The sequence below is a fragment of the Streptomyces sp. NPDC056231 genome, from assembly GCF_048270745.1.
GTDB lineage: Bacteria > Actinomycetota > Actinomycetes > Streptomycetales > Streptomycetaceae > Streptomyces.
The window spans coordinates 84,248-96,876 of the sequence record NZ_JBLVKW010000010.1; the positions used below are offsets into that span (position 1 = coordinate 84,248).

The 12,629-nt window shown below is 70.9% G+C and carries 11 protein-coding genes and 2 pseudogenes; 6 read left to right on the forward strand and 7 right to left on the reverse strand.

The window, feature by feature from the left end; translation table 11 throughout:
• Positions 1-49: 49 nt before the first annotated feature.
• Positions 50-307 (reverse strand): annotated as a pseudogene (locus tag ACNPQM_RS11325) (peptidase S15); the annotation flags it as partial.
• 395 nt (positions 308-702) lie between these two features.
• Between ACNPQM_RS11325 and ACNPQM_RS11330 the strand changes: the two are divergent.
• The 4 genes from ACNPQM_RS11330 (at position 703) to ACNPQM_RS11345 (ending at position 5,199) form a co-directional block, all read left to right on the forward strand.
• On the forward strand, positions 703-1,713 hold the full coding sequence (locus ACNPQM_RS11330) for a polyprenyl synthetase family protein (RefSeq protein ID WP_418083907.1): 1,011 nt from the start codon (positions 703-705) through the stop codon (positions 1,711-1,713).
• Between the two features lie 299 nt (positions 1,714-2,012).
• Positions 2,013-3,251 carry a LolA family protein gene (locus ACNPQM_RS11335; RefSeq protein ID WP_418083908.1) on the forward strand — a complete coding sequence of 413 codons (1,239 nt, stop codon included), beginning with the start codon at positions 2,013-2,015 and terminating at the stop codon, positions 3,249-3,251.
• 90 nt (positions 3,252-3,341) lie between these two features.
• Positions 3,342-4,328 carry an ATP-binding cassette domain-containing protein gene (locus tag ACNPQM_RS11340; protein WP_418083909.1) on the forward strand — a complete coding sequence of 329 codons (987 nt, stop codon included), beginning with the start codon at positions 3,342-3,344 and terminating at the stop codon, positions 4,326-4,328.
• Positions 4,315-5,199 carry an ABC transporter permease gene (locus tag ACNPQM_RS11345; RefSeq protein ID WP_358856855.1) on the forward strand — a complete coding sequence of 295 codons (885 nt, stop codon included), beginning with the start codon at positions 4,315-4,317 and terminating at the stop codon, positions 5,197-5,199. Before ACNPQM_RS11340 ends, ACNPQM_RS11345 begins: the two co-directional genes overlap by 14 nt.
• Before the next feature lie 227 nt (positions 5,200-5,426).
• On the opposite strand, the gene ACNPQM_RS11350 is transcribed toward ACNPQM_RS11345, so the two are convergent.
• Positions 5,427-6,233: an HAD family hydrolase gene (locus ACNPQM_RS11350; RefSeq protein WP_358856856.1), complete on the reverse strand. Its 807-nt coding sequence runs from the start codon at positions 6,231-6,233 to the stop codon at positions 5,427-5,429.
• Positions 6,234-6,410: 177 nt separating this feature from the next.
• On the reverse strand, positions 6,411-6,860 hold the full coding sequence (locus ACNPQM_RS11355) for a VOC family protein (RefSeq protein ID WP_418083910.1): 450 nt from the start codon (positions 6,858-6,860) through the stop codon (positions 6,411-6,413).
• Positions 6,861-6,882: 22 nt separating this feature from the next.
• Here ACNPQM_RS11355 and ACNPQM_RS11360 point away from each other — a divergent pair, with 22 nt between their 5' ends.
• Positions 6,883-7,503, forward strand: coding sequence for a CGNR zinc finger domain-containing protein (locus ACNPQM_RS11360; RefSeq protein ID WP_418083911.1), 621 nt, complete (start codon positions 6,883-6,885; stop codon positions 7,501-7,503).
• A 139-nt stretch (positions 7,504-7,642) separates the two neighbouring features.
• Here ACNPQM_RS11360 and ACNPQM_RS11365 read toward each other — a convergent pair whose 3' ends face one another.
• The 3 genes from ACNPQM_RS11365 to ACNPQM_RS11375 form a co-directional block, all read right to left on the reverse strand.
• Entirely contained in the window at positions 7,643-7,900 is a 258-nt protein-coding gene (locus tag ACNPQM_RS11365) for a hypothetical protein (protein WP_418083912.1), read from the reverse strand.
• A gap of 90 nt (positions 7,901-7,990) precedes the next feature.
• Positions 7,991-9,550, reverse strand: coding sequence for an FAD-dependent monooxygenase (locus ACNPQM_RS11370; protein WP_418083913.1), 1,560 nt, complete (start codon positions 9,548-9,550; stop codon positions 7,991-7,993).
• A 72-nt stretch (positions 9,551-9,622) separates the two neighbouring features.
• A complete protein-coding gene (locus ACNPQM_RS11375) occupies positions 9,623-10,072 on the reverse strand; it encodes a winged helix-turn-helix transcriptional regulator (protein ID WP_358856861.1) in 450 nt (149 codons plus the stop codon).
• 104 nt (positions 10,073-10,176) lie between these two features.
• On the opposite strand from ACNPQM_RS11375, the pseudogene ACNPQM_RS11380 reads away from it, so the two are divergent.
• Positions 10,177-11,553, forward strand: a pseudogene (locus ACNPQM_RS11380) (MFS transporter); the annotation flags it as partial.
• On the opposite strand, the gene rarD reads toward ACNPQM_RS11380, so the two are convergent.
• Positions 11,516-12,508, reverse strand: a complete 993-nt coding sequence (gene rarD, locus ACNPQM_RS11385; protein WP_418083914.1) for an EamA family transporter RarD — start codon at positions 12,506-12,508, stop codon at positions 11,516-11,518. The pseudogene ACNPQM_RS11380 and the gene rarD overlap by 38 nt on opposite strands.
• Between the last annotated feature and the right edge of the window lie 121 nt (positions 12,509-12,629).

The following is a 12,629-nucleotide window of genomic DNA, read 5'->3' on the forward strand; positions in this document are numbered from 1 at the left end:
GATGCCCGGAAAGTTCCGCCGTGCCCCCTGCTGTACGGGGGCGCGGCGGTGGGTGGACGCGGGTGCCGCCGTAGCTCGGGTCGACCTCCAGCAGCCGTTCGCCCTTGGCGACATCGAGGACCACCAGCCGCTCGGGGCGGGGCTCGTCGAGCGTCAGCGGGAGGACAACGCCGAGCTGCTCCGACTGCTCCGCCTGCTCGAACCTGATCGAGGGATCCTCGGTGCGGCGGCGCACCGGCAGTTCGACGAAGCTGCCGTCCGCGTCCGGCGTGAAGCCCGCCGAACCGGCCTGCGGCCGGATCCACGGCCGGGTACTGGTGCGACCACGGGCCGATCGGCCCGCGCGCCTTCGCCGGGTCGAGGTGCTCGACGAGCCGCAGCACGGTGGCGAAACGGAGGACCGGGACGGCCTGCGTGCCGAGGAACGAGAACCGCTCCGGACCTCCGGGCCGGGCAGGGGTGTCAGCCCCGTGACCGGCCGGAAAAGGCGTGGTCGTCGGCGGACGACGGCTCTGTCAGGGCGCGGGCGGCAGTCCTGTGGGACAAAGGGGCTACTCCTGATCGTATGAGCTGATCACGAACATACCGGCGGTGGCGGGAAGGCGCCCACGGTGATCCAAACGGGACCGGATACGCTGACTTGAGTGATGACAGCGACACATCGACATTCCGTGTGATCGTCAGCAGACAGGAGATCCCCTCGTGACCGTCGTCGGGCCGTTCGGACTGAGCGTGCGGGACCAGGCTCTTGAGGCCGATGTCCAGACCGGTTTGGCCGCTGTCGAGGCGGGGCTGCTGGATGCCACCAAGAGCGAAGTCCCGTTCATCACAGAGGCCGCGCAGCATCTCGTACGGGCCGGGGGCAAGCGTTTCCGGCCGCTGCTGACGATGCTGGCGTCCCAGTTCGGCGACGCGGACGCGCCGGGTGTCGTGCCGTCCGCCGTGGTCGTCGAGCTGACGCATCTCGCGACGCTCTACCACGACGACGTGATGGACGAGGCGGACGTACGCCGCGGCGTCGACAGCGCCAACACCCGCTGGGGCAACTCGGTGGCCGTGCTGACCGGCGACTTCCTCTTCGCGCGTGCCTCGCACATCCTGGCCGACCTCGGCCCGGAGGCCGTACGTGTCCAGGCTGAGGCGTTCGAACGCCTGGTCACCGGGCAGATCCTGGAGACCGCGGGCCCGCGCTGCGGCCGCGACCCGGTCGACCACTACCTCGATGTGATGCGCGGCAAGACCGGCTCGCTGATCGCTGTGGCCTGCCGGTTCGGCGCGATGATGGCCGGCGCCGACGAGTCCGCCGTGGACATCCTCACCCAGTACGGGGAACGGCTCGGCGTCGCCTTCCAACTCGCCGACGACCTGCTCGACATCGCCTCCGACAGCCACGAGTCCGGCAAGACCCCCGGCACCGACCTGCGCGAAGGCATCCCGACGCTTCCCGTCCTGCACCTGCGGGCGCAGGCGGCGGCCGGCGGCAAGCCGGACGACCTGGAGCTCCTTGAGCTGCTGGACGGCGACCTGAGCGACGACGACCGGCTGGCCGAGGCGCTCTGCCGGCTGCGGGCGCACCCGGCACTGGAGCAGGCGCGGCGCGACACCGTCCGGTACGCCGAGGAGGCGCGGGCGGCCCTGAAGCCGCTTCCCGAGTGCTACGCGAAGGCCGCACTGGAAGAGCTGTGCGACGCCGTGGTGCACCGCGCGGGCTAGGTCGTGTTTCGAAAGTCCCGCCTGGCACGCCCTACGGGCGGACGACGCCACTTTCGAGACACGCCCCAGTGTGCAAGCCCCGTCGATCGCCGGTCCTACCCCTACGGGTCGGGGGAGGGGCGACCGTGTTGTGTCATACCGAAGAGGTATGCGCGGTTGCGTCCGCGGGCTGATGATTCCGCCCGGTGGATTTGGTCAGATGGAGAACAACCACTCCTGACCACATCGAGTGAGAACGGCGGCACGGAGTGGACGAGTGCATCCGGACGGAAGCCGCCGACCACGGAGGTAGGGCACACATGGCACCGAACGACAGCGCAGAGACCACTGGCAGCGCCACGAGCACCACGGCCGCCCGCAGAAAGGCGGCCCGCTACATTGTCCCGGTCGCGGTGGCGGGGGTAGCGGCCGCGACGATCGGTCTGGTCCCGGCGCTCGCGGACTCCGGTGACCCGCAGCTGCCGAAGATCAGCGCACAGCAGCTCATCGAGAAGATCGCGGCCTCGGACACCCAGCAGCTCTCCGGCACGGTGCGGATCAGCACCGACCTCGGCATCCCGTCGCTGGGCGGCCTGGCCGAGTCGTTCGCCCAGGGCGCCGGCGGCGAGCAGGGCGGTTCGAGCGCCGCCCCGAAGGAAAGGCTGACGGAGCTCGCCTCCGGCACGCACACGCTGCGGGTGGCCGCCGACGGCCCCGACAAGCAGCGTGTCTCCCTTCTGGACAGCGCCGCCGAGTACAGCGTCATCCGCAACGGGGACCAGCTCTGGGCGTACGACAGCAGGTCCAACGAGGCGTACCACGCGACCACCGACAAGGCCCCGGACGCCGAGAAGCACGAGGGGCGCACCACCCCTGAGGGCATGCCGACCACGCCGAAGGCGCTGGCCGAGCAGGCGCTGAAGGCGGCAGACTCCACCACCTCCGTCACGGTCGACGGCACGGCGCAGGTCGCCGGGCGTGATGCGTACAAGCTGGTCATCAAGCCCAAGCAGGGTGGCTCGACGATCGGCGCGATCACCGTCGCGGTCGACGCCAAGAACGGCGTGCCGCTGAAGTTCACCCTCTCCCCGAGCGGCGGCGGCAAGGCAGTGATCGACGCCGGGTTCACCAGCGTCGACTTCGCGAGGCCCGCGGCGTCCTCGTTCACGTTCACCCCGTCCAAGGGCACCAAGGTGACCGAGGCGGACGAGGCGCAGGCGGAGAAGAACGCCGAGAAGGGGCCGGAGGGTCTGACCGGTCTGGACGGACTCGCCGGCGGTGGGGGCGCGAAGGTCATCGGTGAGGGCTGGGGCGCGATCCACGTGATCGAGTCACCCGGCGCCAAGGGACTCCCCGTCGAGGAGAAGAACGCGGATGTTCCGCCCGCGGCCCAGCAGTTCCTGGACTCGTTCGGCGACAAGGTCACCGGAAAGTTCGGCTCCGGCACGGTCTTCAAGACCCGCCTGGTCAACGCCCTGATGACGGACGACGGCAAGGTCTACGTCGGTGCGGTCACCAAGGACGCGCTCGTCAAGGCAGCTGACAGCGCCGCCCACTGACGTTCCCGGCGTTCCCGCACCGCACCACCGCCCCGCCGTATCCTCCGTACGGCGGGGCGTTCCATTACCCGGACCATGGGGGAGTTGCGCATGACAGAGCCCGGATCCGTGACCGAGTCCTCGGTGATGCCCTGGACCGGAACGGCCGTGATCGAGACCCGGGGTCTCACCAAGCGGTATCGCGGCGGCCAGCTCGCCGTCGACGGACTCGACCTCAGCGTCCCCGAAGGCAGCGTCTTCGGCTTCCTCGGACCCAACGGCTCCGGGAAGACCACCACGATCCGGATGCTGATGGGGCTGATCGCCCCGACGTCCGGCACCGCCCGGGTCCTCGGCGCCCCCATGCCGGGCGCCGCCCGCACCGTACTCCCGCAGGTCGGCACGTTGATCGAAGGACCCGCGCTGTACGCGTTCCTGACCGGCCGGGACAATCTCGTACGGTACGACTCCGCCGACCCGACCGCCGACCCGCGCACCCGCCGCGCCCGGGTCGCCGCCGCCCTGGACCGGGTGGGGCTCGCTGCCGCGGCGGGCAAGAAGGCGAAGGCGTACTCGCTGGGCATGAAGCAGCGCCTCGGTCTCGCCGCCGCCCTGCTGCAGCCGCGCCGCCTCCTCGTCCTGGACGAGCCGACCAACGGACTCGACCCGCAGGGCATGCGCGAGATCCGCACCCTGGTACGGGAACTGGCGGCCGACGGCACCACCGTCTTCCTCTCCTCCCACCTCCTCGACGAGATCGAGCAGGTCTGCACGCACGCCGCGGTCATGGCCCGGGGGCGGCTGATCACCCAGGGGCCGGTCGCCGACCTGGCGGCCGGTGCCCGCGGCCGGCTCGTCGTCACCACCCCCGACCTCGCCGACGCCGCCCGCATCCTCAAGGAACACGGCGTCACCGGCGTCACCGTCGAGGGTGATCGGGTCACCGCCGAACCCCCGCCGCGCGAGGTCGAGCTCGCCGACCTGAGCGGGGCGCTGGTCCACGGCGGCGTACGCGTACGGTCCTTCGGCGTCGAGCGGGCCTCGCTGGAGGACGCCTTCGTCGCACTCACCGGAGAGGGTTTCGATGTCGCAGGCTGAAGTCGCACCCGCACGGGCGGGCCGCTCCCGCAACCCGCTGTGGACGTTCGGGATCCTCCGCTCCGAACTGGCCACAACCCTGCGCCGAGGGCGCACGCTCGCGCTGCTCGGGGTGCTGGCCGCCGTCCCCGTACTGATCGGGATCGCGGTGAGGATCCAGACGAGCGACGGCTCGCCCGGCGGGCCGCGCGACGGCGGGGGACCGGCGTTCCTCTCCCAGGTGACCAACAACGGCCTGTTTCTGGTGTTCGCCGCCCTCGCGGTGACGCTTCCGGTCTTCCTGCCGCTGACCGTCGGCGTCGTCGCGGGCGACGCGATCGCGGGCGAGGCCAGTTCGGGCACGCTGCGCTATCTGCTGGTCGCACCCGCGGGCCGGACCCGGCTGCTGCTCACCAAGTACACCGCCACCCTCGCGTTCTGCCTGACCGCGACCCTCGTCGTGGCGGTATCGGCGCTCGCCGTCGGCGCGCTGCTCTTCCCGGTCGGGGAGGTCACGACGATCTCCGGGACCCGGATCGGCGTCGGTGAGGGGCTGCTTCGGGCCGGCCTGGTCGCGGTGACGGTGGCGGCGTCACTCATCGGGTTCGCGGCGCTCGGGCTGTTCGTCTCGACGCTCGCCGGCAGCGGGATCGCGGCGATGGCCGCGACGGTCGGGGTGCTGATCACCGTACAGATCCTGGACGCGATCCCGCAGTTGAGCGGCATCCATCCGTATCTCTTCCCGCACTACTGGATGTCCTTCGCGGACCTGCTGCGCGATCCCTTCTACTGGGACGAGATCGTCAAAAACCTGGAGCTGCAGGGGCTGTACGCGGCGGTGTTCGGCTCGGCGGCCTGGGCGCGTTTCACGGCGAAGGACATCACAGCCTGAGCGGGCGGGCCTTCGCCGGATCCGCCCGTGCCGTCGGCCGGGCGAGCCGTCCCCCGATCGGCTCGTCGCGGCACATACGGCACGAACGCTGCGGACAACTGGAACGGCACCACACGGCACGGTCCATTTCCGCTTGAGCATTGTTCGACTTTTTGTGACGGACTGTCAACAAGGATCAGGGCAAACGGGCCCATGCTCACCGAATGATCACATGCGCACCGCCGGGATCAGTCGAACAGCCGCTCCAGCACCACCGCGACCCCGTCCGCCTCGTTCGTCAGTGTCACCTCGTCCGCTGCCGCCTTCAGCTCGGGGTGGGCGTTGGCCATCGCGACGCCGTGCCCGGACCGGCGGAACATCGGCAGGTCGTTGGGCATGTCGCCGAAGGCGATCGTGGCCGCCGGATCCACCCCCAGGGTCTCGGCCGCCAGGGCCAGCCCGGTGCCCTTGTCGACGCCGTACGGCTGGAGTTCGACGGTGCCGGGGCCGGACAGGGTGACGGTCGCCAGATCGCCGACCACCGCGCGGGCCGCGTCCGCGAGTGCGTCGTCCGTCAGGTCGGGGTGGCGGACGAGGACCTTGATGATCGGCGCCGCCCACAGTTCCTCGCGGTGGCCGACCCGTACGGCGGGCAATGCGGGGTGGGGCATCAGGTACCCCGGCTCGATCAGCGTCCGCCCGTCGGTTCCGTCCTGATCCACGGCCGCGAAGACCGGACCGACCTGGGCCTCGATCTTGCCGAGCGCGGTGTCGGCCAGCTCCCGGTCCAGGGTCGCCGCGCGAATGATCCGCCCGGCCGCGGCGTCGTACAGCTGCGTGCCCTGCCCGCAGACCACCGGACCCCGGTACTCCAGCCGTGCGAGCAGGTCCCGAATGCCGGGCACGGGCCGTCCGGTGACCACGATGTGCCGGGCCCCCGCCGCGGCGGCCCGGGAGAGCGCTGCACGGGAGCGGGGGCTCACGGTGTCGTCGCGGCGCAGCAGGGTGCCGTCCAGGTCCGTGGCGACGAGGGCATATATGGGTGCGGTGGGCATGCCACAACCCTAGGGAGATCCGCTTCCGGGTGTACGGCCCTGACCTGTGCGGACGGTCGGGGTTCCGGGTGCGGCGGACAGCCCCGCCGGAGCATATGCGCAGGAACTGCGCAGAGCGAGGGACCGTGACGGTCTCCGGGCCGGGGGCGGCGAGCGGACTGCGGTCCCCATCCCCGTTCACTGCACGCAGAACTCGTTGCCCTCCGGATCGGCGAGCACCCACCATGTGCCGCCCGGCTCCTCCACCTTGCGCAGCCGGGTCGCGCCCAGACCCTCCAGTCGCGCCACCTCGGCGTCGCGGCGCCCCGGGCCGGCGTGCACGTCCAGATGGAGCCGGTTCTTGCCCGTCTTCGGCTCCGGTACGCGCTGGAACAGCAGTCGTCGCCCGAGTCCCGTGCCGCTCTCCTCCTCGTGCGGATCGTCCGGGTGACGCGCTGCCGCGAGATCCCGCCAGGCCCGGCGGTCGTGCGACTTGACGGTCATCGCTTCCGGTACGGCTCCGAGCGTCAGCAGCCGTTCGATCAGCGGACTGTTGTCCTCTACGAGATAGCCGAGGGCCTCGGCCCAGAAATCGGCCTGGGCGTGCGGGTCGGTGGCGTCGATGACGAGCTTCCAGTGGAGAGTCATGGAAACTGTTTATAGTGGTTACATGAGTGAGTCGGCAACGGGCGCGCCGGGACTGGTCCTTCACACCTCGCAGGGGCGTCCGTATCGCTTCGATCCCGGCGCCCTGTGCCTGGAGCTGCTGCCCACCGGCGGGCACAGCACATATACGCAGTACGAGACGCTGCACACGCCCGCCGATCTGGTGCGGTGGGCGGGGGAGAGCCGGTTGGCGTCCGGACTGGATCTCGCGGATCTTGCCGTGAGCGATGATGAACTGGCCCGCGCTCATGAACTCCGCGCCGTACTCTGGCGGTCGACCAAGGCTCTGGCGCACGGGCAGGCGGCCGACCCGGCGGACACCGAGGTCGTGAACGCCGTGGCCGCCGCACCGCCGCTCGTGCCCCGTATTGCCGCCGGGTCCGGCAGGGAGTGGGCACCCGGGGCCACCGGCAGCGCACTCCTGTCGACCGTCGCCCGCGATGCGGTGCAGCTCTTCACCGGGCCGTACGCCCAACGGATCCGCGAGTGCGGCGCCCACAACTGCCTGTTGCTGTTCGTCGACACCTCGCGTCCCGGCAAGCGGCGTTGGTGCGCGATGGAGCGGTGCGGAAACCGTCAGAAGGTACGCGCGCACCGCGCCCGCCATCTCGAAGGGGACGTGTGACGGGCGGACCCGTGCCTCGCCCCCGCATCACGTCATGGCACGGGCCGTCCGTTGCTGCTGCCGACCGGCAGCGTGTGAGGGGCCCGGTGGCCGCCGCGCCGGGCTGAGCCCGGCCGTGGGGAGCTGCCGCCGGCCCGGATCATCGGGGTGTGGCCCCGATGGACGTCGGCCGGGCGATTTCGTGGACCCCCGGAGCCGGGGCTCCGTTGCCGGGACCGCCCGGGAGGCGGAACCCGGGTCCGGCCGGGAGGCGGAACCCGGGTCCGGCCGGGAGGCGGAACCCGGGTCCGGCCGGGCCGAGTCCGGAAGGGTGCACCGCCTGTGCGGTGTCGTCGGAGCGTGCGGTGGGTGTGGCTGCGCAGATGACGGCGGAGACGGCCACGGTGGCGGTCGCCACGCGCAGGAGCGTGCGGGAGTGTCTCTCGAAATGCCGAGTACGGGTCATAAGTGCTAGAGAAATATAAGTAGACGGTATGACTGCGCTTACTCATCGGGACACGCGCCCCGATCGCCCCAATGCCGTACGGTTCAGGTGATCCACGACAGCTCCGTGGTCCACGGCCCGCACGATCAGCGCCACGTAGTTGTCGGGGCGGACCAGGACGAGGGCGTCCTCGGTGATCCCGTACGCCGAGCGGGCGTACCCCTCGTCGTCGGTGAGGCCCTCGTGGCCGCCGCCGTCCACCGTGTGCACACGCACCACGTCGCCGTACTCCGCTGCCACCTCCCGCAGTGCCTCCGCGGTGCCCGCGCCGAAGCCCAGCAGCGTGAAGTGCGGCCCGGCGAAAGCCTCGAACAGGCGGACCCGCGTTCCCGTCCCCGCATCGCGGCACGGGGCGTCCGGGGCGCGGTCGCCCGCCCGCAGCCGGGCGCGGGGGCCGTAGGCCGCGCCGTCCCGGGCGAGCGAGCTCCAGCGGTAATTCCCGTCCAGCCCCGTGGTCTCTGCTGTGATCGCCGCGTCCAGTCCGCCGCCCGGCTTCTTGATCGCCTCCAGGGTCGCCCGCAGCCGGTCGGAGGTGAGGTCGAGGGTCCGGGCCGCGACGGGCAGCCGCTCCTCCTCGTACGTGTCGAGCAGGCCCGTACCCGCCCGTCCGGTCACCACGAGGGCGAGCTTCCAGCCCAGGTTGAACGCGTCCTGGATACCGGTGTTCATGCCCAGCCCGCCCGCGATGGCGTGCACATGCGCGGCGTCGCCCGCGAGGAGGACGCGGCCCACCCGGTAGCGGTCCGCCAGGCGCTCGTTGACCCGGTACGTCGACAGCAGGGTGGCGTTCGACAGGCGGGTGCCCGGGAGGCCGGAATGCTTGGCGAAGAGCCGTCGGAAGCTTTCCTGTGAGGGTGGTACGGGGGCCCCGGCGGCGTCCGTCTCGGGCCCGGCCTGGAACCACCAGCCCGACCGGGTGCCCGGGATCGGGCACAGCATCACGGCGCCGTCCTCGTCGAACCACTGGTGCCACATGCCGCGGTCGAGACCCTCCACCTCGACGTCGCCGCAGACCATCATCTGCTCCTGCGTCGTCCGCCCCTCGAACGGCACCCCGAGCAGCTTGCGCACCGCACTGTGGCCGCCGTCGCAGCCCACCGCGTAGGCCGTCCGGGTCTCGCTGCCGTCGGCGAAGGTGACGGTCACCGAAGCGTCCGCCTCCACCAGCCCCGTGACCTCGGCGCCCAGTTCGACACGTACCCCGTACTCCGCGAGCCGGGCCCGCAGGATCTCCTCCAGTCGCCACTGGGCGATGAGCCAGGAGCGGTCGTACGGGGCGTCCGGCGTCGGCCTCGATCCCTCGAAGGGGTCGGCGTCGGCGATCGGCAGTCCGCCCCGGTACTTGCGCATCGGCGGCGGCGCCGAGCCCGCTGCCAGGACCTCGTCGACCACACCGAGATCCTCAAGCACTTCGAGGGAGCGGGGGTTGGGGCCCTTTGCCCGCGAACTGCGCGGGAAATCGAAGGACTTGTCGACGATCCGTACCGCGATGTCGCGCCGGGCGAGATCGCATGCCAGGGTCAGTCCGGTCGGTCCGGCTCCCACGATCAGTACATCGGTCATGCCTGCTCCTCGGGTACGGTTCCACTGCCCCCAGGAAAGCGTAACTGAGTTAAGAAAGCAACCAAGTAAAGGTCAATGTGTGTCCGCGGCCTCGCGGGCGTCGTAGGCGGCGCGCGCCGCCGCGATCTCACCCTGGTGCTCCTCGGTCCAGGTGACGAGTGCCCGGATCGTGGTGTGCAGTGTGCCGCCGAGCGGTGTCAGCTCGTACTCCACGCGGGGCGGCACCACGGCATGGACCGTCCGTTCGACCAGGCCGTCGCGTTCCAGCTGGCGCAGCGTGACCGTCAGCATCCGCTGGCTGATGCCGTCGATCTCGCGGCGCAACTGGGTGAAGCGGAGCTTGCGGCGGTCGAGCAGGGCGATGACGAGGAGCGACCACTTGTCGGCGACCCGGTCCAGGATCTGCCGTACCTCGCAGCCCTCGCGGGTGTCCCACTGGAACGGGTCGGGGTCGCCGACGAGGGCCGCGTCGTCAATGGTGCCTCTGAGGTGACTCGGTGACTTCGAAGTGCCTTCTTCCATGGCCGTTGATGCTGGCGCACGATGCCAGTGGTTACAAGAGGGAACCGACCCGCTTCCGAGTAACTCCCCATGCCCGCCCCATCAAGGAGACACCTGTGTCCACCATGCCCTCGCGCGCCCGGGCCCTGCTCCTCGTCCTCTGCGGCACGATCTTTCTGGAGGGCATCGACGTCGCCATGCTCGCCGTCGCGGTCCCCTCGATCAGATCCGATCTCTCCCTGCCGACCAGTGCCACCGCCTGGGTGATGAGTGCCTACGTCCTCGGTTATGCCGGGTTCACCCTGCTCGGCGGGCGCGCCGCCGACCTGTTCGGCAGACGCCGGATGTTCCTCGTCTGGCTCTCCGTCTTCCTGGTCTTCTCCGGACTCGGAGGCTTCGCCGACCGGGGCTGGGTACTGATCGTCGCCCGCTTCGTCACCGGGGTGGCCGCCGCGTTCATGACGCCCGCCGCCATGGCGCTCATCACCACCTCGTACGAGGAGGGGCCGCAGCGCAACAAGGCACTGCTGGTCTTCGTGGGCACCGCGGCGGGCGGCTTCTCACTCGGGCTCGTCATCGGCGGGCTGCTCACCCAGATCGGCTGGCGCTGGGTGTTCTTCGCGCCCGTCCTGCTGGCCGGCGGGATCCTGATCGCCGCGCTCCGCACCGTCCCCGCGGAGGTGCGCCCGGTCCGCACCGGCGGCTTCGACCTGCCGGGTGCCGCCGCTGCCGCCGGGGCGATGCTGCTGCTCGCGTACGGGATCGTGCGCCTGGAGCACGGTACGGCGGACTGGGCGTGGACCGCCGGAGCCTTCGCGGCGGGGCTTCTCCTGATCGCCGTCTTCGTCCTGATCGAACGCCGCTCGCCCGCCCCGCTGGTCCGGCTCTCCCTGCTGCGGAGGGCCTCGATGGTCCGGGCCGACCTCGGCGCCCTGCTCTTCGTGGGGTCCTTCTTCGGGTTCCAGTTCGTGGTGACGCTGTATCTCCAGGAGCTGCGCGGCTGGTCCGCACTGCAGACCGCCCTCGCCCTGGTGGTGATGGGCGCCGACGCGGTCATCGCGCCGACGCTCACGCCTCGGCTGGTGAACCGTTACGGCAATGCGCGGGTCATCCTCGGCGGATTCGTCGTCGCCGTCGTCTCGTACGGACTCTTCCTGCAGGTCGGGTCGGACTGGTCGTATGCGGCGATGTTCCCGACGCTGCTCCTCACCGGCACCGCCTTCGCCCTGGCCTACGGTCCGCTGACGATCGCGGCGACCGACGGCGTACCCGACAGCGAGCAGGGGCTGGCCGGCGGGCTGCTGCACACCTCGACCCAGTTCGGTTCCGCGGTCGGCATCTCCGCGGTGACGGCGGTGTACGGGCTCGCCTCGGCGGGCACGGACGGCGCGCCCGGAGCCACCCTGGACGCCTTCCGTGCGGCGCTCGTCGTGCCGGTGGCGATGGTGACGCTGGGCGCGCTGATCAGTGCTCTCGGGCTGCGTACGAGGAGTCCGCGCCGGCTGCCGGAGACGTCCGCTCCGGCGCCGTCGGTGTCGCCGCCGTCGCCGCAAGCCGCGCGGCCTGCGCCCTCGTCCGCCGCGCCGTCCGGAGCGCGTCCCACGTCAGCAGCGTGAGCGCCAGCCACACCAGTGCGAACCCGGTCCACCGCTCAGGGGGCATCGCCTCGTGGAAGTAGAGGACGCCGAGGATGAACTGGAAGACCGGCGCCAGGTACTGGAGCAGGCCCAGCGTCGAGAGGGGGACGCGGATCGCCGCCGCACCGAAGAGGACCAGCGGCGTGGCCGTCACGACACCGGTCGCGGCGAGCAGCGCCGCATGGCCGGTGCCCTCGGAGAAGAACGTCGCGTCGCCCTGCGCACCCAGCCACAGCAGATAGCCGAGCGCGGGCACGAACAGCACCGCTGTCTCGGCGGTGAGCGACTCCAGGCCGCCCATGTTGACCTTCTTCTTCACCAGGCCGTAGGTCGCGAAGGAGAACGCCAGTGTCAACGAGATCCACGGCGGACGTCCGTAACCGATCGCCAGCACGAGCACCGCCGCGACGCCCGTGCCGACCGCCACCCACTGCACGGGGCGCAGCCGCTCACCGAGGAGCAGGACGCCCATGGCGATGGTGACCAGGGGGTTGATGAAGTAGCCGAGCGAAGCCTCGACGACGTGGCCGTTGTTCACGGCCCAGATGTACAGACCCCAGTTGACGGTGATCACGGCCGCGGCGACCGTGATCAGTCCCAGCTTCTTCGGCCGGCGTATCAGGTCGCCGATCCATGCCCAGCGGCGCAGCGCGAGCAGCGCGATGCCGACGACGGCGAGCGACCAGACCATGCGATGGGCCAGGATCTCGATGGCGCCGGACGGCTTCAGCAGCGGCCAGAAGAGCGGGACGATTCCCCACAGGCCGTAGGCGCCGATACCGGACAGCAAGCCCGCCCGCTGTTCATTTGTCCCCTTCACGGGCCCTCCTGGCGTCCCTCGCGTCGACTGCTCCGTCAACTGCACGACGGTAACGCCCGGAGGGCCCGGTGTCATAGCCGTATCGCAATACGGTCATGACACCGGGCCCTCCCGGTCCGGA

Excerpts from the sequence above, each read along its gene's own strand:
- ACNPQM_RS11335 (WP_418083908.1), top strand. The coding sequence starts at position 2,013 with ATGGCACCGAACGACAGCGCAGAGACCACTGGCAGCGCCACGAGCACC.
- ACNPQM_RS11340 (WP_418083909.1), top strand. The coding sequence starts at position 3,342 with ATGACAGAGCCCGGATCCGTGACCGAGTCCTCGGTGATGCCCTGGACC.
- ACNPQM_RS11345 (WP_358856855.1), top strand. The coding sequence starts at position 4,315 with ATGTCGCAGGCTGAAGTCGCACCCGCACGGGCGGGCCGCTCCCGCAAC.
- ACNPQM_RS11350 (WP_358856856.1), bottom strand. The coding sequence starts at position 6,233 with ATGCCCACCGCACCCATATATGCCCTCGTCGCCACGGACCTGGACGGC.
- ACNPQM_RS11355 (WP_418083910.1), bottom strand. The coding sequence starts at position 6,860 with ATGACTCTCCACTGGAAGCTCGTCATCGACGCCACCGACCCGCACGCC.
- ACNPQM_RS11360 (WP_418083911.1), top strand. The coding sequence starts at position 6,883 with ATGAGTGAGTCGGCAACGGGCGCGCCGGGACTGGTCCTTCACACCTCG.
- ACNPQM_RS11370 (WP_418083913.1), bottom strand. The coding sequence starts at position 9,550 with ATGACCGATGTACTGATCGTGGGAGCCGGACCGACCGGACTGACCCTG.
- ACNPQM_RS11375 (WP_358856861.1), bottom strand. The coding sequence starts at position 10,072 with ATGGAAGAAGGCACTTCGAAGTCACCGAGTCACCTCAGAGGCACCATT.